This is a genomic window from Jiangella aurantiaca (genome assembly GCF_004349105.1).
Taxonomy (GTDB): Bacteria; Actinomycetota; Actinomycetes; order Jiangellales; family Jiangellaceae; genus Jiangella; species Jiangella aurantiaca.
In genome coordinates, this window is sequence record NZ_SMLB01000001.1 from 146,628 (window position 1) to 170,943 (window position 24,316).

Here is a 24,316-nt window from a genome sequence, read left to right on the forward strand (position 1 = left end):
CGATCGTCGTCATCCACCACGGGCGAACCACCGGTGAGAAGGACCCATGGAAGCAGCAGAAGCGCCTCATCGCTCCACTTCAGCCCGGGCTCTTCTGGAGATTCCCGTGATGGAACCCGAGAACCCGACCACGGTCGACGGCCGCTCCTGCGCTCAGTGATCGGCAGTGGGCCGAAGTGCGCGCGCGGGCCGCCCAGGCGCGGCCGTCGGCCGACTGAGACGGCGGGGGTGGCGGCGGCCGGCCGCGGCTCAGGCGACGGCCGCCGTCACCCGTTCGGCGTCGACCCGGGCGGCCCGGCCGGCCGGGTCCTCGTGCCGGACCAGCACCGCCGACCCGCCCACCACCAGCGGCACCAGCAGGGCGTCGACCAGTGCCGTGCCGAGGTCGTCGGTGGCGACCAGCAGCCGGCCGCCCGGGCCGGCGCCCAGCTGCTCGGCACGCTGCCGGGCGTGGTCGGCCAGGCCGCCGAGCGTGTGCACGACGCCGCCCCGCTCGAGCGCCGGCTCGGCGTCGTCGGGCGGGGAGAGCGGCACGAAGTGGTCGGGATAGCCGGGTACCTCGACGGCGTAGTCGGTGACGCCGGGCGGCAGCGGCTCGGTGAACCGGCCGCCCAGCGGCCGCAGCGCCAGCCCGACCACCTCCGGCGCGCCGCCCGCCGCCGAGGCGACGGCGGCCGGGCCGGCGACCGCGACCTGGACGTCGTCATCGTCGCCCAGCACCACGCAGACGCCGGCGGACCAGCAGGCGGCCGCCCACGCCAGGGCCTGCCAGTGCGCCGGCAACCGCAGCGCGACCCGTTCGCCGGGCTCGGCGCCCAGCCCGCCGGTGAGGAACCCGGCGGTCTTGGCGACCCAGTTGTCGAACGTTGTGGTGGACAGCTCGACGCGCTCGGCGGTGGCGTCGTCGTAGAACGTGAGGAACGGCCGCGCACCGTCGTGCCGGACGGCGGTGCGCAGCAGCTCTGCCGGGGTCTCACTCATGCGCACAGCCTACGGCGACCGCCCGCCGCCCGTCTGAGCAGCAGACCGGCGCCGACCTGCGTCGTTGGGGTTGTCAGCGCAGCATGCTTGACTGGGTGGCGTGATGGAGCGGACGTGGCGGCCGCGGCGCCCGGTCGACGTCCGGGCGACGCTCGCGGCGCACCAGCGCGGCCCGTACGACCCCGCGTTCCAGGTCGACGCCCGCGGGCGCGTGTGGCGCACCTGCCGGCCCGGTGGCGAGCCGGCGACGGTGTGCGTGGCGGCCGCGCGCGGCGAGGTCACGGCGAGGGCGTGGGGTCGCGGCGCCGAGGCCGCGCTCGACGCCGTCCCGCTCTGGCTCGGCGACGCCGACGACCCCGACGACTTCCGGCCGCAGCACCCGGTGCTGGCCGACGCGTTCAGCCGATTCCCGGGCACGCTGATCGGGCGCACCGGGCTGGTCATGGAGGCGCTGGTGCCGGCCATCCTGGAGCAGAAGGTCACCGGCACCGAGGCGTACCGCGGCTGGATGCGGCTGCTGCGCAGGTTCGGCGATCCGGCGCCCGGCCCCGCGCCCGACCGCATGCGCGTCGTCCCGCCGGCCGATGCCTGGGCCCGCATCCCGTCGTGGGAGTACCACCGCGCCGGCGTCGGGCCGCAGCGTTCGCGCACGCTCGTCACCGCCGGCCGGCACGTGGCGCGGCTCGAGGAGATCGCCGGCCTGGCGTCCGACGAGGCAGACAAGCGGCTGCGAGCCATCCCCGGCATCGGCGTCTGGACGTCGGCCGAGGTCCGCCAGCGCGTCCTCGGCGACGCCGACGCCGTCTCCGTCGGCGACTACGGCCTCCCGCACGCCGTCGCCTACGCGCTGACGGGGTCGCGGCGGGGGTCCGACGAGCTGATGCTGGAGCTGCTCGAGCCGTACCGCGGCCACCGTCATCGCGCCTGCGTCCTGCTGCTGCGAGCCGGCGCCACCCCGCCCCGGCGCGGCCCGCGCGCCCCTGTGCGCGACTTCCGCCACATGTGACGGTCGTCAGCGCAGGCCGCGTACCAGGCGGCCGGTGCCTCACAGCGTGACGGTGACGGTGGCGACGTCGACGGGCGGGTGGTCGGCGGCCGGTTCGGCGGCGTGACCGATGGCGACCGCGCCGATCGGTGTCCAGCCGACCGGGAGGTCCAGCGCGGCTGTCGCCGCCGAGAGGGCGGGGTCGGGGAAGAGCCAGGCCGACGCGAGACGCTCGGTGCCGAGCGCGATCAGCAGGTTCTCGACCGCCGCGCCCAGGCCGAGCAGCGCGTCGGAGCCGTTGACGAGGCAGGGCACGACGACGTACGGCGCCGTGCCCAGCAGCCCGGCCCCGTCCAGCGCCGAGGCCAGCCGCCGCCGGGCCCCGTCTGACTCCAGCAGCACGAACCGCCAGGGCGGCGTGTCGATCGGCCACGGCGCGGAGAACGCGGCCGCCACGGCCTGCCGGACCACGCCGGGGTCGACCGGCGCCGGCGTGAACGACAGCGCCGTCCGCCGGGCCTGGACGGCGGCGCGCATCGCCTCGGGGGTGCCGAGCCGGAAGCGGTCCTCGGCGCTCGGCCGGATCAGCGCCGCGACGCCGGGGTCGTCCTCGTCCGGCCCCAGCAGCAGGTGCGGCAGCCCGCGCACGACGGCTCCAGGTACGCCGGACAGCTTGGCGCGGACCAGCTCCGAGGCCGCCGCCAGCTCGTCGGCCAGCGCGACGACGGTGACGCCGAGGTCGTTGCCGTAGGCGTCGGTGCTGCCGCGCAGGTCGTCGATGGCGCGGATGCCGGCCGAGCCGACGGCGAAGTCGGTGACGCCGTTGCGCCAGACCCGGCCCGCGGTGTCGGTGATCACGACGCCGATCCGCGCGCCGAACCGCTTGGCCAGCCCGTCGCGCAGCGCCCGCGCGGACCCGTCGGGGTCCATGGGCAGCAGCACGACCGACCCGAGCTCGACGTTCGACGCGTCGACACCGGCGGCGGCCATGACGAAGCCGTGCCGGGTCTCGACGATGCGGGTCCGCCCGCGCGGCGTCGTCCACTCCGAGATGGTCCGGACCGCCTCGGCGTCGATGGCCTCGTCGCGGTCGATGCCGGTCCGGACGCGGCCCTCGGCCTTGCTGACGATCTTGCTCGTGACGATGACGATGTCTCCGTCACGCAGCACGCCGCCGGGCGCGGCATCGTCGCCGGGTGGGGCCGCCTCGAGCGCCGTCGCCAGGATCTCGACCAGGTCGTCGCCCGGCCGGATCTCCGGGATCCCGGGCACCCCGAACGCCTCGTAGCGAGCGCTCACCGGGCCCGCACCTCCTCGGCGAGATCCAGCGCCGCGCGCGACATGGCGGCGGCCGCGTCCGGGTCGGTCATCCACAGCGGGACGGCGATGCAGCGCACGCCGGCCGCCTCGATCTGCTGGACGGCGTCCGCGTCGACGGTGTCGACCAGCCAGCCGTCCAGCAGGTCGGCGAACAGCTCGGCCACTCCGGCCGCCGTCGTCGGGACCCCGATCGCCTTCAGCGCGGCGTCGGCCATACCTCGAACAGGTGAACCCCCGATGATCGGTGAGAGCCCGACCACGGGCGCAGCGGCTGCCTTGACCGCGTCGCGCACATCCGGCACGGCGAGGATCGGGCCGATGCTCACGACCGGGTTCGAAGGCGGCAGCAAGATCACGTCGGCCGCGGAGATCGCGTCGAGGACGCCCGGCGCCGGCACGGCCTGGTCGGCGCCGACGAGCACGATCCGCCGGGCGGGGACCTCGGCGTGCAGCCGGACCCACCACTCTTGGAAATGGATCGCCTTCTCCGCCGGGCCGTCGCCATCGCCGTCGGCCGGCACGACCACGTGCGTCTCGACCCGGTCGTCGGTCATCGGCAGCAGCCGGACGCCCGGCCGCCAGCGGTCGCACAGGGCCTCGGTGACGGCGGACAGCGGATAGCCGGCGCCCAGCATCTGGGTGCGGAGAAGGTGGGTGGCGAGGTCGCGGTCGCCGAGTGTGAACCATTGCGCCTCGGCGCCGTACGCGGCCAGCTCCTCCGCGACGGCGAACGTCTCGCCGGATCGGCCCCAGCCCTGTGACTCCTCGATGCCGTCGCCGAGCGTGTACATGACGGTGTCGAGGTCGGGGCTCACGTGCAGCCCGTGCAGTGTGATGTCGTCGGCGGTGTTCCCGATGACGGTGACCTCGGCGTCCGGCACGGCCCGCAGCAGCCCCCGCAGGAACCTGGAGCCCCCGATTCCGCCGGCCAGAGCGGTGATCCTCAGCACAGCCACGACCGTACCCCGTGCCATCCGCCCGGCCGGTCCGCGCCCGGTCCGCGAGACGCGTTCCGCCGCGATCCGGGGCACGTCACAACGTTTTCTGGAGCATCACTACGCCTGCAATCGTGTCGACGCTCGGGCAATCGTGGTGATGGGTCGGCCAGCCGCCGGGCCGCATCGGATGATCGGCCGTCTGGCGTGCTGCGCGGCCAACCGCTTATGCTCCCGCCTCGACCCGCCCCATGGCTGTCGCGACGAAGCGTCAGCGGGCGGGTCGGGTCGTGCGCCACGGCGGAGCGCCGGCGAACGAAACGGAGATCTTTAGCACGGTTCCGCTTGACGCGCACGTATTGCATTCATGTAATTTCGAACGTGTCGTTCAGTGGACTCGCGGCTTCGACCACCGCGAGACCGCTTCGGGGGCCGGCTCTGAGCCGGAGAACCAGGTCGAAGGAGGCGAGCCATGACCGAGTGGGACGAGATTGACCTGCTCTGGGGCGAAGCCGAAGAGATGAGTTGGCAAGAGCGGGCGCTGTGCGCCCAGACTGATCCGGAGGCGTTCTTCCCTGAGAAGGGCGGGTCCACCCGAGAGGCCAAGCGAGTGTGCCTCGGCTGCGAGGTCCAGGCGGAATGCCTGGAGTACGCACTGGCGCACGACGAGCGGTTCGGCATCTGGGGCGGGCTGTCCGAGCGGGAACGGCGGAAGCTCAAGAAACGGGCGGTTTGACGGTCGCCCGGCCGGTCGCCGTCGAGCTGAACTCTGCCGTTCTCAGGTTCAGCGCGTAAGGTTGGCGGCTGGCGCACGGGGTTGCCCGGCCGAGGCACGCTTCGGCCGGGGCCGCCAGCTCTCGTGTGCTCGCAGACCGACCGCTGGAACGACGACGAGGCATGGCACCGGACCCCTTGACCGCAATCGACAACGGCAGCACGACGCCCAGCGTCTATTCCGACCCGGGCATCGGCGCGGATGCCGCCCTTGACGCGTTCGCCGGTGACGTCGGCGAACCTGAGCCGGTCGACCCCACGGCGCTGCTCACGCACGACGTGACGGCCGTCATCGTCGCGCACGACGGCAGCCGGTTCGTCCACCGCACGCTCGAGGCGGTGGCGGCGCTGCGCCGCATGCCCGAGCGCATCGTCGCCGTCGACACCGGCAGCCGCGACGAGACCGAGCAGGTCCTGACGTCCACCCTCGGCGCGCCCTCGGTGGTGTCGATGCCCCGCTCGACGGGGTTCGGCGCGGCCGTCGCGGCCGGTGTCGCCGCCGGCGACGAGATGGCGCATGCCATGCAGGGGAGCGGCGGCCTGCGCCGGTCCGACCAGACCCGCTGGATCTGGGTGCTGCACGACGACAGCGCCCCGGCGCCGGACGCGCTGGCCCGGCTGCTCGAGACCGCGATCCGCCGCCCCGACGCCGGCATCATCGGGCCGAAGGTGCTGGACTGGCGTGAGGGCCGGCAGCTGCTGGAGATCGGCCTGACGGTCACCGGCGGCGGCCGCCGGCACACCGGCCTGGACCGCCGCGAGTACGACCAGGGCCAGCACGACACCACGAAGAACGTCCTCGCCGTCGGCAGCGCGGGCATGCTGATCCGCCGCGACGTCTGGGACGAGCTGGGCGGATTCGACCCGCGGCTCACCATCTTCCGCGACGACCTCGACCTCGGCTGGCGCGCCAACGAGGCCGGCTACCCGGTCGTCGTCTGCCCCGAGGCGGTCGTCTACCACGCCGAGGCGGCCGCGCACGGACGGCGCCGGCTGGGCGCCACCCGCGACCGGCCGCACCTGGCCGACCGCCGCAACGCCCTCTACGTCCTGCTGGCCAACACACCGGCCCGGTCGCTGCTGTTCGTGCTGCTCCGCGTGTTGGTGATGGGCCTCGGCCGGTCCTTGACCTTCCTCGTCGGCAAGCAGCCGGCGCTGGCCGGCGAGGAACTGGTGGCGCTGCTGTCGGTCATCGGACGCCCCGACGTGCTGATCCGGGCCCGGGCGCGACGCCGGCGGACCCGCCGCAAGGCGCCGTCGCAGCTGCGCTCGCTGTTCCCGCCGCGTGGGCAGCAGCTGCGGCACGCCGGCGAGAACGTCCTGGGCATGCTCACCGGGTCGGGCGGCGGCGCGGGCCACGACGTCTCCGGCGGACGGCGCGCGGTCAGCTCCGACGGCGGCGACGACGACGCGCCGGCCGGCGACGACGCGTGGATCCTGCGCTTCCTGCTGCACCCCGCCGTGCTGATGACGGCCGTGCTGGTCGTGGTCACGCTGGTGACGGCGCGCGACCTCATCGGCTCCGGCCGGCTGTTCGGCGGTGCGCTGCTGCCCGCGCCCGCGGCCGCCGGCGACCTCTGGGCCGTCTACACCGAGTCGTGGCACGGCGCTGGGCTGGGCAGCCCGTCGGCGACACCGCCGTACCTCGGCGTCGTCGCGCTGGCCGGCACGCTGGTCCGCAACGCCTCGCTCGCCGTCGACCTGCTGCTGATCGGCTCGGTGCCGCTGGCCGGCCTGACGATGTACCTACTGGTCCGTCGCCTGGTGCAGACGAAGCTGCTGCGCGTCTGGGTGTCGGCCAGCTACGCGCTGCTGCCCGCCGTCACCGGCGCCATCGCGGCCGGCCGGCTGGGCACCGCCGTCGCCACCGTGCTGACGCCGCTGCTGGTGCTCGCGGTCATGCGCACGCTCGGCACGCCGGGCCGCCCGGGACCGGGCCGGGCCGCGTGGAGCGCCGGCCTGCTGCTCGCCGTGATCTCCGCGTTCGTGCCGCTGGCCTGGATCATCGCGCTGGCGCTGGCGATCGTGGCGGCCGCGACGGTGTTCCGCGACCGCCGCTCGCTGCTGCGGCTCGGCGTCCTGCTGGCGGTGACGCCGGTGGTGCTGATCCCGTGGACCGGCAGCCTGATCAGCCGGCCGATGCTGCTGGTCACCGAGGCCGGCGTGCCGGGGCCGGGGCTGTCCGACCCGGAGCTGGCGCCGTGGTCGGTGCTCCTGCAGAACCCCGGCGGCCCCGGCAGCGGCCCGATCTGGCTCGGCGCCGGCCTCCTGACCGCCGCCTGGATCTCGCTGTTCCGCCCCGTCCGCCGGCTGGCCATCGCGACCGCCTGGGTGGTCGTGGGCGTGGCGCTGGTCGCGGGCATCGTGCTGTCGCGGCTGGCCGTCAGCGGCCCGACCCTGGAGACCCCGGTCGCCGGCTGGCCCGGGTACGCGACGGTCCTGGTGGCCGGCGGCCTGCTGGCCGCCACCGCGATCGGCGCCGAGGGCGCCCGGGAACGGCTGTCGCGGGCCAGCTTCGGCTGGCGTCAGCCGCTCGCCGTCATCCTCGCCGGAGTGGCCGGCCTGGCGCCGCTCGTGGCGGCGGGATGGTGGGTCGCGCGCGGCGCCGGCGACCCGATCGAGCGCCGCGATCCCTCGATCCTGCCCGCCTACGTCGCCGACGAGGCGGCCCGTCCCGAGCGGGTCCGCACGCTGGTGCTCAACCGCGCCGACGACGGCCGCATCACCTACGCGCTGCTGCGCCAGTCCGGCCCCCGGCTGGGCGACGCCGAGACCAGCCCGCCGCCGGAGGAGTACGGCCCGCTCGACGAGGTCGTCGCCGATGTCGTCTCGGGCCGCGGCGGTGCCGACGGCGCCCGGCTGGCCGAGTTCGCGGTGCGCTACCTCTACCTGCCGCGGCCGTACGACCCCGACCTCGCCGACACCCTCGACACCGTGCCCGGCCTCGTCCGCAGCAGCGCGCCGGAGGGCGCGGCGATGTGGCAGATCGACCAGCCGGTCGCGCGGGTGTGGATCGCCGCCCCGCCGGCCGACGACGGTGAGCTCGCACCGATGGCCGACGAGAACTCCGAGGTCGTCACCATCCCCAGCGAGGAGGTCGACGCCGCCGGCAGCCTGCCCGAGGGCCCCGAGGGCCGCATGGTCGTGTTGTCCGAGCTGGCCGACTCCGGCTGGACGGCCCGCCTCAACGGCACTGAGCTGGAGCCGACGACGTACGGCGGCTGGGCGCAGGCGTTCACGCTGCCCACGCAGGCCGGCGAGCTGACCGTCGAGTACGAGGGCAACCGGCGCGCGTTCTGGCTCTGGTTCCAGCTCGGCGCGGTCGTGGTCGCCGTCGTCCTGGCGCTGCCCGGCATCCGGCGCGAGCGCGGCGCCGTCGACGACGCCGCCGATCTCGATCCGGAGGACTCCTCGCCGCAGCTGCCGCTGGCCCCGGTCCCGGTGGGCGCGGGTGCCGGCGAGGCCGCGCCGGTGGCCGCCCGGGGCGGCCGTCGCCGCGGCTCCGGGCGCGGCGCCGAGCCGTCGCCGTCGCCGCGGCCCGCACCGACCCCCGAGCCGCAGCCGGCGCCGACGTCGGAGCCCGAGCCCGCGACGGTCGCCGACGCCGGCGGCCCGGCCTGGGTGCCCGGCGAGCGCAGCCTCGGCGAGCGGCTGCGCGGCGGTTCGCGGGCAGAGCCGGCGACACGCCGCCGGGCGGCCCGGGAGCCGGAGCCGGCCGCCGACACGACCGGGTTCTTCGACCCCGCGCCCGAACCGCCGCCGCGCGGACGCGGCACGCGGAAGCGAGCCGCGCGCGCACCCGAGCCCGTCGCCCCGGAGACCGTCGATCCGCTGACCGATCCCGCCTTCGCCGAGCCGGCGCGACAGCCGGCGGAGCAGCCGCCGCACGCCGTCGGCGAGTGGGACCCGTTCGCCCGCGCCGGCGTCGACCAGGACGCGCCCCGGGCATCGATCACCGATGCCTACCAGGGCCGCCGGGCCGGCCGGGCGGCCGACGAGACGTCCGAGACGAGTGGCACCGACGCCGGTGGCCGCACCCGCCGCGCGCCCGGTAAGCGGGCCGCGGGCAAGCGGGCGAAGGGCCGGCGGCAGGAGGACGAGCAGTGATCAGCGCACGATGGGCCGGTCTCGCGGCCGGCGCCGGGGTGGCCGTCGTCGTCGGCGGTGCGACGCTCATCGGCCCGCCCGACTCGATCGTCGACGACCATCCGGAGGTCAGCGAGCCGGTGGTCCGGTCATCGCTGGTGTGCCCGTACGTCGACGGCGAGGAGGCCGGCAGCGCCGAGCTCGGCGTGCTGGCGCTGCCCGGCGTCGAGGTCGCCGAGGAGACCGGCGGCGAGCAGCCGCCGATCACCGTCCAGGCGCTGGCACTGCCGCCGGACCCGGAGGACCCCGAGGCCACCGGCGACCCCGCCGAGGAGGCCGCGACCGAGCCGCTGGTCAGCATCGCCGACCGCGGCGTCCCGACGGTCACGCCGGTCGAGACCGCGGCCGGCACGTCGTACGCCGTCACCGGTCAGGGTGCGCTGGCGCCCGGGCTGGCGGCCGAGCAGTCGCTGATCCTGCAGGAGGTCGACCTGCGCGGCATCAGCACGGCGACCTGTACCGCCCCCCGCCGCGAGCACTGGTTCGTCGGCGCCTCGGCCGAGGTGGGGCGGCGTGGCCGGCTGGTCCTGTCCAACCCGACCGACGTGCCCGCCGTCGTCGACGTGGAGCTGTGGGACGAGGCCGGCGTCATCGACGCGCCCGGCACACAGGACGTCGGCGTGCCGGCCCGCAGCCAGCGGATCCTGCTGCTGGACGCACTGGCGGCCGGCTCGGTGACCACGGCCGTGCACGTGCAGTCCAGCCAGGGCCGGGTGACGGCCGCGCTCGAGGTGCGCGAGACCGAGGAGATCACGCCCCAGGGCATGACGTACGTCCCGGCCGCGGTCGCGCCGCGTCGCGACCTGTGGATCCCGGGCGTGCCGGGGTCGGGCCAGCGCAGCCTGCGCATCGTCGCGCCAGGCGACACAGACGCGATCGTGTCGCTGCAGATCCTCGGCGCCGACGGCGCCTACAGCCCGGTCGACCAGGACGTCATCACCGTCACCGCGGGCACCGTCGCCGACATCCCGCTGGACACCGGCACCGACCCGGCCGGCATCCGGCTGCAGAGCGACGAGCCGATCACCGGGTCCGTCCGGGTCGTGCAGGCGACGGACGGTGGCCAGCCCGACGTCGCCTACACATCCGCCTCGGAACCGCTCACTGGCCCGACTCCGGCGCTGCTCAGCCGCTCGGCGTCCGGCATCGCCAGCACGCTGCTGATCAGCTCCGCCGTCTCGACGACGGCACGGGTCACCGTGCAGACGCTGGCCGCCGACGGCACCGTCGCCGAGGAGCAGCCGCTGGAGCTGCCGGCCGGCGCGACCGTCCCGGTGCCGCTGACCCCCGCGGGCGACGTCCCGAACGCGACCGTCGTGGTCGTGCCGGAGGCGCCCGGCTCGGTGGTGGCGGCACGGCAGATCAGCGCCACCGACGACGACGGCGCACTGCTGGACCTGATGCCGCTGATCTCGCCGACGATCGAGGTGAACGTGCCCGAGGTGGTCGGGGAGCTGCCAGACGTCCCCGAGCCGGCCGAGTCCCCCTGACGGCCGTGATCATGTTCGGCTCGGCCGGCCCCTGCGCTGGGTGAACCGTGCGCTCGGTACACATCACCAGGATTACCCGAGCCTCAACACGATTACAGGCGTGGTGATGCGTCGGGAAGCCTCATGATGGCCCCGAGAACGCCGGCAAATCTCACGACGTGGACACCGCACCGCTCAACGTCCACCCGAACCGGCGCCTGGCCGACCGCCACCCCTGGCCAACGCGGCGAACTCGCGCGAACCAGATGCGACCGACCTCATCTTCGCTGGCGGCGGGTGAGCACGGCGAGGGGCCGTGATCACGGAACGGAGGGTCAGGGGAGGTCGTGACCGCCGTAGGCGGGGTCGATCTCTTCCGGCTCGACGCCGAACAGCTCGGCCACCTGCTCGGTGACGACGTCGCCGACCAGGGCGCGCAGCTTGGCGGGGTCAGTGGCGCGGGTCTCGACCGGGCGGCGGAACACGACGACCCGGGCCGGCAGAGCGCCGGTGCCGGCATAGGCGCGGGCCAGCGGCACCCAGCTGCGGTCCCAGTCGTCCAGGGCGGGGACGTCCTCGACGGCGAACTCGACCTTGGCCAGCTGGTCCTGCCAGCGCCGGTCGAGCCGCTCGACGGCGGCGATGACGAGGTCGTCGAACCGCTGCGCCCGCGACACCGCCAGGGGTGAGCCGGCCGGGGCCAGCGGCCCGCGCATGCCACGCCCGTGCCGGTCACGGCGTACCCGCGGCAGGGTCACCCCGGACGGCGTGTCGGGACCGGGCGCACGGCGGCTCATTCTGAGCACAGTACCCGTAAGCCGACCGCATGGTCCCAGACGGCGGCGAGTCCCACAAGGGAATGGGGAATCGCGTGTTTGGCGTGCCGTGCCCGGACGACACCGCCCAGACGTTAGCCTTCCCCTGTGAGTCCGATGCGTCGCTGTTCTCGATCAGCCTGTCCGCGGACTGCTGTGGCGACGCTGACCTACGTCTACGCCGATTCCACCGCCGTGCTCGGCCCGCTCGCGACCTATGCTGAGCCGCACAGTTACGACCTCTGCGCCGAGCACTCCGAGCGGCTGGTCGCGCCGCGCGGCTGGGAGGTCATCCGGCTGGCGCCGGACCCTGCCGCGCTCGGCCCCAGCAACGACGACCTGCTCGCGCTCGCCGACGCCGTCCGCGAGGCCGGTCGCCGGCCCGAGCCCGCCCCCGCGCCGCCGATCGCCGGCGAGGGCGGCCGCCGCCGCGGGCACCTGCGCGCGCTGCCCGATCCCGACGCCTGAGCGCCGTCACCGGCTGTTCCTCAGGGCGCTTTCGGGGCGATGACAATGAAGCCCGAGCCTGGGCACCGACGACGGCACAACCGCCCCCACCGACCCGGCGTACTCCCGCTCTGCGAGGCATGCATGCCTGGTGAAGCGGGAGCTCGCCTATGCGTGGCCCCTTGGCCGGCCGCCGCAAGGTAGGGTCGCCCCGTGCGTGACCTCGCCCCGATCCTCAAGGCCTACGACATCCGCGGCGTGGTGCCCGACGAGCTCGACGACGAGACCGCCCGGGCCATCGGCTGGGCCGCGGCGCACGTGCTGGCGGGCGGCACCGGCGCGCTGGTGGTCGGGCACGACATGCGCCCGACGTCGCCGCGGCTGGCGGCGGCGTTCGCCGACGGCGTCACCGCGGCCGGCGTCGACGTCGTCATGGCCGGGCTGACGAGCACCGACCAGCTGTACTACGCCAGCGGTGCGCTCGGCCTGCCCGGCGCGATGTTCACCGCCAGCCACAACCCGGCCCGCTACAACGGCATCAAGCTGTGCCGCGCCGAGGCGGCGCCGGTCGGTTACGCCACCGGGCTCGCCGAGATCGAGGCGCTCATCGGCGACGGCGTCGACTCGCCCGTCGCGGCCCGCGGCCGGGTCGAGCACCGCGACACCTTGCACGACTACGCGGCGCACCTGCACGGCCTCGTCCCGCTCGACGGCGGCCGGCCGCTCACCGTCGTCGTCGACGCCGGCAACGGCATGGCCGGGCACACGGTGCCGACGGTCCTCGACCTGCCCGGGCTGACCGTCGTCCCGTTGTACTTCGAGCTCGACGGCACGTTTCCGAACCACGAGGCGAACCCCATCGACCCCGCCAACCTCGTCGACCTGCAGGCGGCCGTCCGCAAGCACGGCGCCGACCTCGGGCTCGCCTTCGACGGCGACGCCGACCGCTGCTTCGTCGTCGACGAGCGGGGCGAGCCGGTGTCGCCGTCGGCACTGACCGCGCTGATCGCCGTCCGCGAGCTGGAGCGCTCGCCGGGCGCGCGCGTCGTGCACAACCTCATCACCTCGAAGGCGGTGCCCGAGATCATCGCCGAGCACGGCGGCACCCCCGTGCGCACCCGCGTCGGACACTCGCTGATCAAGCAGACCATGGCCGAGACCGGCGCCGTCTTCGGCGGCGAGCACTCCGGGCACTTCTACTTCCGCGACTTCTGGCGGGCCGACTCCGGCATGCTCGCCGCGCTGCACACGCTGGCCGCGCTCCGCGCCGACGACGCCGGCCGGCCGCTGTCGCACCTGCTGGCGCCGTACGAGCGGTACGTCGCGTCCGGCGAGATCAACAGCACCGTCGACGACGCCGAAGCGGTCACCGCACGGGTCGAGGAGGCGTTCGGCAAGGCGCCCGACGTCGTCACCGACCGCCTCGACGGCCTCACCGTCGAGTTCACCGGCACGCCGATGTGGTGGTTCAACCTGCGCCCATCCAACACGGAGCCGCTGCTGCGGCTCAACGTCGAGGGCGCCGACCGCGCCGTCATGGAACGGGTGCGCGACGACGTCCTGCGGGTGGTCCGCGGGACGGGGGAGGGGGCCGCATGAGGCTCGATCCGACGCTGCTGCAGGTCATCGCCTGCCCGGTGTGTCACAGCGCACTGGAGCCCGACGACGCCGCCGGCGAGCTGCTGTGCACCGGCTGCCCGCGGGCCTACCCTGTGCGCGACGATATCCCCGTGCTGCTGGCCGACCAGGCCCGCACCCGCTCCTAACCAGAGAGTCACCAGCAGTGTTCTTCGACGGCTCGCTCGACGACCCGAATGCGTTGAGCGTCATCGATCCGGTCCTGCGCGACATCGCCGGCTGGGGCGCCCAGGTGCGCCGTGCCGACGGCGCGGCGGCCGAGGCCCTTGCCGCGCTCACGCCGGGAGACCGGCCGCGCGCGGTCGTCGCCGGCGGCCCCGACGGCCGGCTGTTCCGGGCCGTGCTCGAATCGGTCTGCCCGGTCCCGTTCGTCGCCTGGCCGCACAGCGGGCTGCCCGGCTGGGCCGGGCCGCTCGACCTCGTCGTCGTGGTCTGCCGCGACGGCCACGGCGACGACGAGATCTCCGCCGTCGCCGAGGCCCGCCGCCGCGGCTGCGCGCTGCTCGTCGCGGCGCCCGAGGGCACACCGCTGCAGCAGGCGGCGTCCGGCCGCGGGACGACGTTCCTGCCGGCCGGCAGCGCCGACCCGACCGCGCTCGCCGTCCCCGTCCTGCACGCGCTGCACATCATGGGTCTGGGCCCGCAGGTCGAGGCCGAGCCGGTCGCGGCCGCCCTCGACGACGTCGCCAAGCGGTGCGGCCCGAGCATCCCCGCCGACGCCAACCCGGCCAAGGAGCTGGCCCTCGCCATCGCCGACGACATCCCCGTCGTCTGGGGCGGGTCGGTGCTGGCCGCCCGCGCCGCCCGCCGGGTCGCGGAGGCGCTGCGCTCGGCCAGCGGCCGGCCCGTGCTGTCCGGCGAGGCCGACCAGCTCGTGCCGATCCTCGAGGGCGCACCGGAGCCCGACCTGTTCGCCGACCCCTTCGAGGACGGCGGTTCGGCGGCGCTGCGCCCGGCCCTCGTCATCCTCGACGACGGCGCCGACAGCCCAGCCGCCCTCGCCGGTCGCGCCCGCCTCGACGCCGCCGCCGAGAGCGGATCGGTGCGGGTGCAGGAGGTGCGGGCCACCGAGGGCCCGGACATCGGCCGGTTCGCGGCGCTGCTGGCCACCGGCCGGTTCGCCGCCGCCTACCTCGCGCTCGGCCTCGGCCGCCCGGCCTGACGGTCAGCGCAGCAGGCGGATCTCGGCGCCGGCGTCCAGGCCGGACCACGCACGATCGGCGGTCAGCGCGGGCACGCCGAGGCGTCCTGCTAGGGCGAGGCAGCAGCGATCCCCGAGGGAGAGTCCGGCTGAGCGGGTCGCTGGGTACAGCTTGGCGGCTCGTATGGCGTCGTCCTCGGTCAACGGTTGGACGGTCACGCCGAGAACGATGAGCAACGGACCCTGCCGATCCGGATCTCCGCCGTGGAAGGCGATCTTCTGCATGGTCTCCGACCAGTTGACCGCACTCATATGGGCCTCGTGGAGCAGCGGTGGCACGGACTCGTGGCCGGTCTCGGCATAGAGGTACGCCAGAAGTGCCGACGTGTCGAGGACGATCACCGGTCGGCTGCCGGTGGGAGGTCCTCGTCCGTCTGCTCCGCCGCTGCCTGTGCGCGGCGGTCGGCGATCAGCTCGTCGACCACGCTGCCCGACGTCGTACGCGACTCCAGCGCCTCGCGTTGGAGCCGCGCCGCCAGATGAGCTCGTTCTTCGAGGATGAGCCTGCCGTCCTCGACGTAGGCCACGAGTGGAGTGCCGGGACGGAACTCGAGCTCTTGCCGGAGCTGTGCCGGGATGAGCACACGCCCCTGCTCGTTGACAGATATCGTCGCATGTGTCATGTCGTCAGGATATCTGACACGGCGTGACCGGTCGCTGTGCGTCAGGCGGGGTCAATTAGGCTGTCGGCTCGTGGCCGTGCTTCTCGAGAACCCGGTGCGTTCCTATGCATGGGGTTCGCCCACCGTCATCCCCGAACTGCTCGGCCGTGCACCGTCGGGGCAGCCGGAGGCGGAGCTGTGGGTCGGCGCGCATCCGGGATCGCCGTCGACGGTGGCGGGCGACGGGCGCAGCCTCGCCGAGGTCATCGAGGCCGACCCGGCCGGGACGCTCGGCGACGCCGTCGTGCGCCGGTTCGGGCCGCGGCTGCCGTTCCTGCTGAAGGTGCTCGCCGTCGAGCGGCCGCTGTCGATCCAGGTGCATCCGACGATCGAGCAGGCCGTCGAGGGGTACGCCGGCGAGGACGCCGCCGGCCTCGCGCTCGACGACCCGCGCCGCTCGTACCACGACCGCAACCACAAGCCCGAGATGGCGGTCGCCGTCACCCGGTTCGAGGCGCTGGTCGGCTTCGACGACCCGGCCGCGGTCGCGGCGTCGCTGGAAGAGAGCGAGCACCCCGACCTCGTGGGCGCCGCCGCCGTCCTGCGCGACGGTGAAGGACTGGAGCGGCTGGTCCGCCGCTGGCTCACCCTCGACGCCGGCACGGCCGCGCAGATCGTCACGGCGCTGACGGCGGAGGCGTCGGCTCGGCGTGCGGACCCGCGGTTCGGGCTGGTGCACCGGCTCGCCGAGGTGTATCCGCACGACCGCGGGCTGCTGCTGGCCCTGCTGCTGCGCCACCACGTGCTGGCGCCCGGCGAGGCGGTGTTCGTCCCGGCCGGCGTCCCCCACGCCTACCTGTCCGGCGTCGCCGTCGAGCCGCAGGCCAGCTCCGACAACACGCTACGCGCCGGGCTGACGCCCAAGCACGTCGACGTCGCCGAGGTGCTGCGAATCCTGCGCCACCAGCCGGGCGGCGCCGTGCCGGTGACCCCAGTCCCGGCCGGCCCGGGCGTGGAGCTGTACCCCGTCCCCGGAATCGACGAGCTCAGCCTCAGCCGGGTGCGGCTCACCGGCGACGCCGCCGTGCCGGTGCCCGGGCCGCGGCTGGTCCTCGTCGTCGACGGGACGGCGGCCGTCGACGGCGTCAGGCTCGCGCGCGGCAGGGCCGCGTTCGTCCCCGCCGCCGAACCGGACGCGACGCTCGCCGGCGACGGCGTGGCGTTCACCCTCACCACCGCGCTCGACCAGGCACGATAGTCCTCGATCATGCACGTACCGAAGCGAAGGAAACCCTGACCCATGGCCACTGAAGGTGGGACCAAGGCGGTCGTTGCGGCCCTGCTGGCGAACACCGGCATCGCGATCACCAAGTTCATCGCGTTCGCGCTGACCGGGGCCTCGTCGATGCTGGCCGAGGCGGTGCACTCCGTCGCCGACGCCGGCAACCAGGTGCTGCTGCTGGTCGGCGGCCGGCGGGCGCGGCGTAAGGCGACGCCGGAGCACCCGTTCGGCTATGGCCGGGTGCGCTACGTGTTCGCGTTCATCGTGTCGATCGTGCTGTTCAGCCTCGGTGGCGTGTTCGCGCTGTACGAGGCGTACCACAAGTACGAGGAGGTGCACGCCGGCCACCCGAACGAGCTGCTGGAGAGCCAGTGGTGGTGGGTGCCGATCGCCGTGCTGGTCGCCGCGATCATCATGGAGTCGTTCTCGCTGCGCACCGCGATCATCGAGTCCAACCACGTGCGCCAGGGCCGGTCGTGGGTGCAGTTCGTCCGCCGGGCCAAGTCGCCGGAGCTGCCGGTCATCCTGCTCGAGGACATCGGCGCGCTGCTCGGCCTGGTGTTCGCGCTCATCGGCGTCGGCCTGGCGCTGCTCACCGACAACGCCTACTGGGACGTCGCCGGCACCGCGGCCATCGGCATGCTCCTGGTCGTGATCGCTGCGATCCTGGCCGTCGAGATGTCCAGCCTGCTCATCGGCGAGGGCGCGGCCGAGGACAACGTCGAGAAGATCCTCTCCGCCGCCGCCGCCGGCGACGACATCGGCCGCGTCATCCACCTGCGCACCCTCTACACCGGTCCGGAGGAGCTGCTGGTCGCGGCCAAGCTGGCCGTCCGCACCGACCAGACCGGCGAGCAGATCGCCGCCGCCATCAACGCCGCCGAGGCACGCATCCGGACGGCGCTGCCGGAGGCGACGCACATCTTCCTCGAGCCCGACATCGACCGCGCCGCGACGCCCGCACCGTAGCGTAAACTCGCAGGAGACCATGCCGGCGCAGGTGATGCCGCGGACCCAGACGGGTCGCGCCGGGTCGGACGACTGATCGGTGCCGCCTCGTCGTGCCCACGTCCGACCCCTGACCGCCATCCGTGAGAGGAACCGTTCCATGTCCCTCGACTTCAAGGTCGCCGACCTGTCGCTGGCCGACTTCGGCCGCCGCGAGATCCGCCTCGCCGAGCATGAGATGCCCGGCCTCATGGCCATGCGCGCCGAGTACGGCGAGAGCAAGCCGCTCACCGGCGCCCGCATCACCGGCTCGCTGCACATGACCGTCCAGACCGCCGTGCTCATCGAGACGCTGGTCGCGCTTGGCGCGGAGGTCCGCTGGGCCTCATGCAACATCTTCTCGACGCAGGACCACGCGGCCGCCGCGATCGCCGTCGGGCCCAACGGCACTGTCGACGCGCCGGCCGGGGTGCCGGTGTTCGCCTGGAAGGGCGAGACGCTCGAGGAGTACTGGTGGTGCACCGAGCAAGCTCTGCGGTGGCCCGGCACTGGTTCTGGCTCCGGCGGCCCGAACATGATCCTCGACGACGGCGGCGACGCCACGCTGCTGGTGCACAAGGGCGTCGAGTACGAGAAGGCGGGCGTCGTCCCAGAGCCGGCCAACGACGACCCGGAGGAGTGGCGGGTCGTTCTGGGCCTGCTGAAGCGCTCACTGGCCGAGAGCCAAAGCCGCTGGACGGCACTGGCTCAGGAGATCAAGGGCGTCACCGAAGAGACCACCACCGGCGTCCACCGGCTCTACGAGATGATGCGCGACGGCGCCCTGCTGTTCCCGGGCATCAACGTCAACGACTCCGTCACCAAGAGCAAGTTCGACAACAAGTACGGCTGCCGGCACTCGCTGATCGACGGCATCAACCGGGCCACCGACGTCCTGATCGGCGGCAAGGTGGCCGTGGTCTGCGGCTACGGCGACGTCGGCAAGGGCTGCGCGGAGTCGCTGCGCGGCCAGGGCGCCCGGGTCGTCGTCACCGAGATCGACCCGATCTGCGCGCTGCAGGCCGCCATGGACGGCTACGAGGTCACGACGCTCGACGACGTCATCGAGCGGGCCGACATCGTCATCACCGCCACCGGCAACCGCGACGTCATCACCGTCGACCACCTGGCCCGGGCCAAGCACCAGGCCATCGTCGGCAATATCGGCCACTTCGACAACGAGATCGACATGGCCGGGCTGGCCGCCGTCGAGGGCATCGTGCGCACGGAGATCAAGCCGCAGGTGCACGAGTGGCGGTTCCCCGACGGTCACACCGTCATCGTGCTGTCCGAGGGCCGGCTGCTGAACCTGGGCAACGCCACCGGCCACCCGTCGTTCGTCATGTCCAACTCGTTCACCAACCAGGTGCTGGCGCAGATCGAGCTGTTCACGAAGGCCGCCGACTACCCGCTGGGCGTCTACACGCTGCCCAAGCACCTCGACGAGAAGGTGGCCCGGCTGCACCTCGACGCGCTCGGCGTGAAGCTCACCGAGCTGACCCCGGGGCAGGCGTCCTACCTGGGCATCCCGGTCGAGGGCCCGTACAAGAGCGAGCACTACCGGTACTGACGCGTCACGCGCGGCGGACGAGGCGGACGTTGCGGGCGTAGGCCCGGAAGCCGATCGCCTCGTACGCCGCCCGCGCCGCCGGCCGGTCGTCGTCGCCGCGGGCGCACACCCGGGCATGCTTCGCGCCCAGCCGTGCGGCGGCCCGCAGCGCGGCCTGCGACGCCGCCGCCGCCAGGCCCCGGCGACGGTGCCGAGGGTCGGTGCCGACGGGCTCCAGCACGGCGACGCCGCTGGCGACGTCGAGCCAGGCCAGGGCGGACGCCGCCGGCGTGCCGTCCGGGGCAAGGACCAGCCAGTCCAGCTCCGGCCGGTACGACGGCGTGCGCATGACGCCGCGGTAGTCGGCGCCGGACATCGTGACGGGACGGCCCGGCAGCGAGAACGCGGCCCGGTGCACGGCCGCCCGGAGCCCGGCGTCGGCCGGTCCGGACACCGGCCGCAGCGTGTACCCGTCCGGCAGCGGTGCGGCGTCCGGCAGGCCGGCCAGCGGGCGGCGCAGGTGGACGAAGAACGCGCCATCGTCCTGGCGCTGGTAGCCATGCCGGCCCAGCTCTTCGATCAGCCCGGTCTCGGCGTCGAGCACCGTCACCGAGCGGTCGCCGGACCACGCCACGATCCGCGCCGTCAGCGCGAGATGCTCCGGGTCGAGCTGCAGGTCCAGCCGGCCCCCGCGCGCCCACGCCCACGCGACCACCCGGTCGCCGTGCCGCCAGTGGGCGAGCCGGTGGGCCGGGCCCGGGCGGCCGTGCTCGCACCAGAACCACGCCAGCTCGCCCGGGTGCCAGCGACGTGACCAGCTCCACAACCGCCCCGCCAGCTCCTGCATCGCGGCCGGCTGCGCCGGGCCCGCGTCGTCGACCCGGCGGTATCCGGCGGTCACGACGGCGGGGCGAAGCCGCCGTCGTTGCGGTACGGGGCCGAGGGCTCGGACGGTGCCGGCGACGGCTGCGCGGACGGCTGGGTGGGCGGCGGCTGTGGCGACGGCGGCTGGACCGGCGGCGGCTGGACCGGCGGCGGCCCGCCGTAGCGGAGGGCGTCGCGCCGGCGGCGTTCGGCGAGCACGGCCGCGAGGTAGTCCCACGGCTGCAGGCCGGGCGGGGGCGGCGGGCTGACCACGGCGGCCACCTCGTTCGCGAGATCGACGGCCAGCCGGGTGCGCACCTCCGGCGCCAGCTGCGGTGCCCGGGCCAGCAGCGACCGGGCGGCCATGGCGAGCCGGTCCGGCAGCCGAGACAGCTCCAGAGACGCGGCCCAGCCGGCCAGTCGTGGGTCGAGGACGGGCGGCGGCGCGGCCGTCGACGGGATCCGCTCCCGGATGACGACGGTGCCGGCCAGCACGTCGCCGATGCGCTTGTCGCGCGAGTTCAGCAGCGAGCAGACCATCGCGCCGACGCCGAGCGTGAGCACGAAGTCGGCGAACACCCCGGCCAGTGCGCGGACGAGGGCGTGCCGGAACCGGATCGGGCCGCCGTCGTCGCGGACCACCCGCAACCCGGCCGCCGCCTTGCCGACCGACTTGCCGCGCGTCAGCGTCTCGACCGTCGTCGGGATGACGACCAGCAGGAACACCGTCCCGCCGATGACCAGCGCGGCCGCCAGCGCCTCGTCGACGCCCGGCGCCACCTGGCTGAACAGCAGCAGCAACGCGAAACCCAGGACCGCGAGGATCAGCGCGTCGAGCAGCAGGGCGAGCGCGCGCGACGGCAGCTTGGCCAGCCGCAGCTCCAGTGGGACGGCCTCGCCGGTCACCAGGTCGCTCACCCGGCTGGTTTCCTTTCCCTTGTGGGACTCGCCGCCGCCTGGGACCCTGCGGTCGGCCATGTGGTTAGTCTGCCTCACGGGGCGCCGACGACGGGAAGGGAGCCCACGTGGACCTCGACGCGTTCGTCGCCGCGCACCGCGCCGAGTGGGACCGCCTCGAGCAGCTGGTCCGCCGCCGCGGCAGGCTGACCGGTCCGGAGACGGACGAGCTGGTCGCGCTGTATCGGGCGGCGTCCACGCACCTGTCCACGCTGCGCTCGGCCGCGCCCGACCCCGTCCTGCTCGGGCGGCTGTCGGCGCTGGTGGCCCGGGCGCGCACGGCGATCGCCGGCGCCCACGACCCCGGCTGGCGCGACGTCGTCCGCTTCCTCACCGTCGGCTTCCCGGCGGCGGTCTACCTCAACCGGCGTTGGTGGATCGGCGCGGCCCTCGCTTTCGCCGTCGTCTCCGTCGCCGTCGCCTGGTGGGTGGCCGCCAACCCGAGCGTGCAGGCGTCCATCGGCGCGCCCGAGGAGATCCGCCAGCTGGTCGAGCACGACTTCGAGGACTACTACTCGGAGAACCCCGCCGGCTCGTTCGCCGCGCGGGTGTGGGTGAACAACGCCTGGGTGGCGGCGGCCTGCCTTGCGCTCGGCGTCTTCCTCGGCATCCCGGTCGTCTACGTGCTCTGGACGAACGCCGTCAACGTCGCGGCGTCGGCCGGGCTGATGGCCGCGGCCGGCCGGCTGGACGTGTTCTTCGGCCTGATCACCCCGCACGGCCTGCTCGAGCTGACCGCGGTGTTCGTTGCGGCCGGCGCCGGCCTGCGGCTGGGCTGGACGGTCGTCGACCCTGGTCCGCGCAGCCGCGGCGAGGCGCTGGCCGAGACCGGCCGGGCGACGCTCGGCATGGCGCTCGGGCTGGCCGGCGTGCTGCTGGTCTCCGGCGTCATCGAGGCTTTCGTGACGCCGTCCGGCCTGCCGACGTGGGGCCGCATCGCCATCGGCGTGCTCGCGGAGGTGCTGTTCCTCGCCTACGTCTGGGTGTACGGACGGCGGGCGGTGCTGGCCGGCGAGGTCGGCGACATCGACCGCTCCGCCCGCGCCGACACCCTCCCCGTCGCCGGCTGACCCGGGGTCGGGTCAGAGGCGGCCGGCGGCCTTGAGCTCCAGGTAGGCGTCGGCGACGGCGGGCGGGAGGTCGGCGGGCGGCTGGTCGACGACGTGGGCGCCGCGGCGGGCGAGCAGCTCGGCCAGCTGGGCGCGGGCGAGGCGGTCGTGCTCGGCGGCGGCCGCGGCGTAGACGGCGTCGGAGTCGCCCCGGCCGGCCGCCAGCTCCGCCAGCCGCGGGTCGGCCACGGACGCGACCATGACGGTGTGCCGCCGGGTCAGCCGGCCGATGACCGGCAGCAGCCCCAGCTCGACGGCGCTGGAGTCCAGCCCGGTGACGATGACGACCAGCGCGTGCTGCCGGGCCCGGGTCAGGATCTCGGCGGTGAGCTGCCGGTAGTCGGTCTCCAGCAGCTCCGGCTCCAGCACCGCCAGCGCGCCGACCATCCGGCGCAGCACGTCGGTGGCCTCCAGCCGGCCGACATCGGCGCGGACCTGACGGTCGAACGCGAGCAGATCGACGCGGTCGCCCGCGCGCGCGGCCAGCGTGCCGAGCAGCAGGGCGGTGTCGATGGCGGCGTCCAGCCGCGGCTCGTCGCCGACCCGGCCCGCGGACGTGCGGCCGGTGTCGAGGACGATCAGCACGTGCCGGTCGCGCTCGGGCCGCCACGTCCGCACTACGACGCCGCCGTGCCGGGCGGTCGCCCGCCAGTCGATGGACCGGACGTCGTCGCCGCGGACGTACTCGCGCAGCGAGTCGAACTCCGTGCCCTGGCCGCGGATCCGCACCGCCGAGCGGCCGTCGATCTCGCGCAGCCGGGCCAGCCGCGACGGCAGGTGCCGGCGGGCGTGGAACGGCGGCAGCACCCGGACGGTCCAGGGGACGGCGTGCGACCCTTGCCGCCCGGCCAGCCCGAGCGGCCCGAGGCTGCGCACCGTCACCCGGTCCGCGGTCCGGTCGCCGCGCCGGGTGGGCTGCAGCACCGTCTCGACCAGACGCCGCTCGCCGGCGGGGAGGCCGACGTGGACGCGGTCGGCGACGGCACCGGCGGACGGCGGCCAGGCGTCGCGCAGCACGCCGCGGACCCGGCGCCGGCCGGCGTTGCGGACGCTCAGCCGCACCGTCGCCGACGTGCCGAGCCGGGCGGTGCGGTCGCCGTCGCGCGACAGCCGCAGCGCCCGCGGCGAGCCGGCCAGCACGACGTCGGCCAGCGCCAGCGCCAGCACGAAGCCCGTCACCGTCAGCACACCGGCCCACGACGGCGCGGCTGCCGCCACGACGACCGCGCCGATGGCCGCCAGTGCCGCGGCCCGCCCCGTCAGGACCATCAGCGCGGGACGGGGACCGTGGCCAGCACCGTCTCGAGCACGGAGTCGGCGGTGACGCCTTCCATCTCCGCCTCGGGCCGCAGCGTCAGCCGGTGCCGCAGCGTCGGCCGGGCCAGCGCCTTGACGTCGTCGGGTGTGACGAACCCGCGCCCGGACAGCCAAGCCCACGCACGCGCCGTCTTCAGCAGCGCTGTCGCACCGCGCGGCGAGACGCCCAGCTGCACCGACGGCGACGTGCGGGTGGCCCGGCAGACGTCGACGATGTAGCCGAGCACGTCGGGCTCGACCCGGACGCCGGTGACGGCGGCGCGTGCGGCCGCGAGCTCGGCCGGGCCGGCGACCGCCTGGACGCCGGCCGCGGCGAGGTCGCGCGGGTCGAAGCCGTCGGCGTGCCGGCGCAGCACCGCGATCTCGTCGTCGCGCTCGGACACCGTCACGGTGAGCTTGAGCAGGAAGCGGTCCAGCTGCGCCTCGGGCAGCGGGTAGGTGCCCTCGTACTCGACCGGGTTCTGGGTGGCGGCGACGAGGAACGGGTCGGGCAGGGCGCGCGGCTGGCCGTCGACGGAGACCTGCCGCTCCTCCATCGCCTCCAGTAGGGCGGCCTGGGTCTTCGGCGGCGTGCGGTTGATCTCGTCGGCGAGCAGCAGGTTGGTGAAGACCGGGCCCTCGACGAAGGAGAACTCCGCCGTCCGGGCGTCGTACACCAGCGAGCCGGTGATGTCGCCGGGCATGAGGTCGGGGGTGAACTGGACCCGCTTGGTCTCGACCCGCAGCGTCGCCGCGAGCGCCCGGACCAGCAGCGTCTTCGCGACGCCGGGCACGCCCTCGAGGAGCACGTGGCCGCGGCAGAGCAACCCGATGACGAGGCCGGTGACCACGGCGTCCTGCCCGACGACGGCCTTCGCGACCTCCTGGCGGACGGCGGTGAGCGCGGCCCGCGCGTGCTCGCCGCCGTCGGCGGGCACGGGGCTGGGCGGCGGTGGGCT

22 protein-coding genes are annotated in these 24,316 nt (G+C 74.7%); 12 read left to right on the top strand and 10 right to left on the bottom strand.

What is annotated here, in order from left to right; all coding sequences use genetic code 11:
- Positions 1 to 249: 249 nt before the first annotated feature.
- Complete coding sequence (locus E1262_RS00545) at positions 250 to 981, bottom strand: TIGR03089 family protein (protein WP_203453396.1); 732 nt, start codon at positions 979 to 981, stop codon at positions 250 to 252.
- A gap of 103 nt (positions 982 to 1,084) precedes the next feature.
- Here E1262_RS00545 and E1262_RS00550 point away from each other — a divergent pair, with 103 nt between their 5' ends.
- Positions 1,085 to 1,987, top strand: a complete 903-nt coding sequence (locus E1262_RS00550; protein ID WP_132101254.1) for a DNA-3-methyladenine glycosylase family protein — start codon at positions 1,085 to 1,087, stop codon at positions 1,985 to 1,987.
- Positions 1,988 to 2,026: 39 nt separating this feature from the next.
- On the opposite strand, the gene E1262_RS00555 is transcribed toward E1262_RS00550, so the two are convergent.
- Together E1262_RS00555 and cofD are read right to left on the bottom strand one after the other, a co-directional pair.
- Complete coding sequence (locus tag E1262_RS00555; RefSeq protein WP_132101090.1) at positions 2,027 to 3,265, bottom strand: coenzyme F420-0:L-glutamate ligase; 1,239 nt, start codon at positions 3,263 to 3,265, stop codon at positions 2,027 to 2,029.
- On the bottom strand, positions 3,262 to 4,233 hold the full coding sequence (gene cofD, locus E1262_RS00560; protein ID WP_132101255.1) for a 2-phospho-L-lactate transferase: 972 nt from the start codon (positions 4,231 to 4,233) through the stop codon (positions 3,262 to 3,264). The genes E1262_RS00555 and cofD overlap by 4 nt, the downstream gene beginning before the upstream one ends.
- Before the next feature lie 460 nt (positions 4,234 to 4,693).
- Here cofD and E1262_RS00565 point away from each other — a divergent pair, with 460 nt between their 5' ends.
- The 3 genes from E1262_RS00565 (at position 4,694) to E1262_RS00575 (ending at position 10,631) form a co-directional block, all read left to right on the top strand.
- Complete coding sequence (locus tag E1262_RS00565; RefSeq protein ID WP_111256351.1) at positions 4,694 to 4,957, top strand: WhiB family transcriptional regulator; 264 nt, start codon at positions 4,694 to 4,696, stop codon at positions 4,955 to 4,957.
- Positions 4,958 to 5,118: 161 nt separating this feature from the next.
- Positions 5,119 to 9,102 carry a glycosyltransferase gene (locus E1262_RS00570; protein WP_132101091.1) on the top strand — a complete coding sequence of 1,328 codons (3,984 nt, stop codon included), beginning with the start codon at positions 5,119 to 5,121 and terminating at the stop codon, positions 9,100 to 9,102.
- Complete coding sequence (locus tag E1262_RS00575) at positions 9,099 to 10,631, top strand: DUF5719 family protein (protein ID WP_132101092.1); 1,533 nt, start codon at positions 9,099 to 9,101, stop codon at positions 10,629 to 10,631. Before E1262_RS00570 ends, E1262_RS00575 begins: the two co-directional genes overlap by 4 nt.
- A gap of 314 nt (positions 10,632 to 10,945) precedes the next feature.
- Here E1262_RS00575 and E1262_RS00580 read toward each other — a convergent pair whose 3' ends face one another.
- Positions 10,946 to 11,407: a metallopeptidase family protein gene (locus E1262_RS00580; protein ID WP_132101093.1), complete on the bottom strand. Its 462-nt coding sequence runs from the start codon at positions 11,405 to 11,407 to the stop codon at positions 10,946 to 10,948.
- Positions 11,408 to 11,533: 126 nt separating this feature from the next.
- Between E1262_RS00580 and E1262_RS00585 the strand changes: the two genes are divergently transcribed.
- From E1262_RS00585 to E1262_RS00600, 4 genes are all read left to right on the top strand, one after another.
- Positions 11,534 to 11,893, top strand: coding sequence for a DUF3499 domain-containing protein (locus tag E1262_RS00585; protein ID WP_132101094.1), 360 nt, complete (start codon positions 11,534 to 11,536; stop codon positions 11,891 to 11,893).
- A 192-nt stretch (positions 11,894 to 12,085) separates the two neighbouring features.
- On the top strand, positions 12,086 to 13,471 hold the full coding sequence (locus tag E1262_RS00590; protein ID WP_132101095.1) for a phosphomannomutase/phosphoglucomutase: 1,386 nt from the start codon (positions 12,086 to 12,088) through the stop codon (positions 13,469 to 13,471).
- Positions 13,468 to 13,638, top strand: a complete 171-nt coding sequence (locus E1262_RS00595; protein ID WP_119662103.1) for a Trm112 family protein — start codon at positions 13,468 to 13,470, stop codon at positions 13,636 to 13,638. The genes E1262_RS00590 and E1262_RS00595 overlap by 4 nt, the downstream gene beginning before the upstream one ends.
- Before the next feature lie 17 nt (positions 13,639 to 13,655).
- On the top strand, positions 13,656 to 14,672 hold the full coding sequence (locus E1262_RS00600) for an SIS domain-containing protein (protein ID WP_132101096.1): 1,017 nt from the start codon (positions 13,656 to 13,658) through the stop codon (positions 14,670 to 14,672).
- Between the two features lie 3 nt (positions 14,673 to 14,675).
- Here the strand turns inward: E1262_RS00600 and E1262_RS00605 are convergent, their stop codons facing one another.
- Both E1262_RS00605 and E1262_RS00610 read right to left on the bottom strand, forming a co-directional pair.
- Complete coding sequence (locus E1262_RS00605) at positions 14,676 to 15,053, bottom strand: type II toxin-antitoxin system VapC family toxin (RefSeq protein ID WP_132101097.1); 378 nt, start codon at positions 15,051 to 15,053, stop codon at positions 14,676 to 14,678.
- Positions 15,050 to 15,334 carry an AbrB/MazE/SpoVT family DNA-binding domain-containing protein gene (locus tag E1262_RS00610; protein ID WP_203453398.1) on the bottom strand — a complete coding sequence of 95 codons (285 nt, stop codon included), beginning with the start codon at positions 15,332 to 15,334 and terminating at the stop codon, positions 15,050 to 15,052. The genes E1262_RS00605 and E1262_RS00610 overlap by 4 nt, the downstream gene beginning before the upstream one ends.
- Before the next feature lie 70 nt (positions 15,335 to 15,404).
- Here E1262_RS00610 and manA point away from each other — a divergent pair, with 70 nt between their 5' ends.
- From manA to ahcY, 3 genes are all read left to right on the top strand, one after another.
- On the top strand, positions 15,405 to 16,571 hold the full coding sequence (manA, locus tag E1262_RS00615) for a mannose-6-phosphate isomerase, class I (protein WP_203453399.1): 1,167 nt from the start codon (positions 15,405 to 15,407) through the stop codon (positions 16,569 to 16,571).
- 42 nt (positions 16,572 to 16,613) lie between these two features.
- Entirely contained in the window at positions 16,614 to 17,564 is a 951-nt protein-coding gene (locus E1262_RS00620) for a cation diffusion facilitator family transporter (RefSeq protein WP_132101099.1), read from the top strand.
- Positions 17,565 to 17,703: 139 nt separating this feature from the next.
- On the top strand, positions 17,704 to 19,152 hold the full coding sequence (gene ahcY / locus E1262_RS00625) for an adenosylhomocysteinase (RefSeq protein WP_132101100.1): 1,449 nt from the start codon (positions 17,704 to 17,706) through the stop codon (positions 19,150 to 19,152).
- A 4-nt stretch (positions 19,153 to 19,156) separates the two neighbouring features.
- On the opposite strand, the gene E1262_RS00630 is transcribed toward ahcY, so the two are convergent.
- Together E1262_RS00630 and E1262_RS00635 are read right to left on the bottom strand one after the other, a co-directional pair.
- Positions 19,157 to 20,032 carry a GNAT family N-acetyltransferase gene (locus tag E1262_RS00630; protein WP_132101101.1) on the bottom strand — a complete coding sequence of 292 codons (876 nt, stop codon included), beginning with the start codon at positions 20,030 to 20,032 and terminating at the stop codon, positions 19,157 to 19,159.
- The gene (locus E1262_RS00635) at positions 20,029 to 20,973 is read right to left on the bottom strand and encodes an RDD family protein (RefSeq protein WP_132101102.1); all 945 of its coding nucleotides are present in this window, start codon (positions 20,971 to 20,973) and stop codon (positions 20,029 to 20,031) included. Before E1262_RS00635 ends, E1262_RS00630 begins: the two co-directional genes overlap by 4 nt.
- Before the next feature lie 47 nt (positions 20,974 to 21,020).
- Here E1262_RS00635 and E1262_RS00640 point away from each other — a divergent pair, with 47 nt between their 5' ends.
- Positions 21,021 to 22,022 carry a stage II sporulation protein M gene (locus tag E1262_RS00640; RefSeq protein WP_132101103.1) on the top strand — a complete coding sequence of 334 codons (1,002 nt, stop codon included), beginning with the start codon at positions 21,021 to 21,023 and terminating at the stop codon, positions 22,020 to 22,022.
- Between the two features lie 12 nt (positions 22,023 to 22,034).
- On the opposite strand, the gene E1262_RS00645 is transcribed toward E1262_RS00640, so the two are convergent.
- Both E1262_RS00645 and E1262_RS00650 read right to left on the bottom strand, forming a co-directional pair.
- A complete protein-coding gene (locus tag E1262_RS00645) occupies positions 22,035 to 23,330 on the bottom strand; it encodes a DUF58 domain-containing protein (RefSeq protein WP_132101104.1) in 1,296 nt (431 codons plus the stop codon).
- On the bottom strand, positions 23,330 to 24,295 hold the full coding sequence (locus E1262_RS00650) for an AAA family ATPase (RefSeq protein WP_238992787.1): 966 nt from the start codon (positions 24,293 to 24,295) through the stop codon (positions 23,330 to 23,332). The genes E1262_RS00645 and E1262_RS00650 overlap by 1 nt, the downstream gene beginning before the upstream one ends.
- Positions 24,296 to 24,316: the final 21 nt, after the last annotated feature.

Excerpts from the sequence above, each read along its gene's own strand:
- E1262_RS00545 (WP_203453396.1), bottom strand. The coding sequence starts at position 981 with ATGAGTGAGACCCCGGCAGAGCTGCTGCGCACCGCCGTCCGGCACGAC.
- E1262_RS00550 (WP_132101254.1), top strand. The coding sequence starts at position 1,085 with ATGGAGCGGACGTGGCGGCCGCGGCGCCCGGTCGACGTCCGGGCGACG.
- E1262_RS00565 (WP_111256351.1), top strand. The coding sequence starts at position 4,694 with ATGACCGAGTGGGACGAGATTGACCTGCTCTGGGGCGAAGCCGAAGAG.
- E1262_RS00570 (WP_132101091.1), top strand. The coding sequence starts at position 5,119 with ATGGCACCGGACCCCTTGACCGCAATCGACAACGGCAGCACGACGCCC.
- E1262_RS00580 (WP_132101093.1), bottom strand. The coding sequence starts at position 11,407 with ATGAGCCGCCGTGCGCCCGGTCCCGACACGCCGTCCGGGGTGACCCTG.
- E1262_RS00595 (WP_119662103.1), top strand. The coding sequence starts at position 13,468 with ATGAGGCTCGATCCGACGCTGCTGCAGGTCATCGCCTGCCCGGTGTGT.
- E1262_RS00610 (WP_203453398.1), bottom strand. The coding sequence starts at position 15,334 with ATGACACATGCGACGATATCTGTCAACGAGCAGGGGCGTGTGCTCATC.
- E1262_RS00620 (WP_132101099.1), top strand. The coding sequence starts at position 16,614 with ATGGCCACTGAAGGTGGGACCAAGGCGGTCGTTGCGGCCCTGCTGGCG.
- ahcY (WP_132101100.1), top strand. The coding sequence starts at position 17,704 with ATGTCCCTCGACTTCAAGGTCGCCGACCTGTCGCTGGCCGACTTCGGC.
- E1262_RS00635 (WP_132101102.1), bottom strand. The coding sequence starts at position 20,973 with ATGGCCGACCGCAGGGTCCCAGGCGGCGGCGAGTCCCACAAGGGAAAG.
- E1262_RS00645 (WP_132101104.1), bottom strand. The coding sequence starts at position 23,330 with ATGGTCCTGACGGGGCGGGCCGCGGCACTGGCGGCCATCGGCGCGGTC.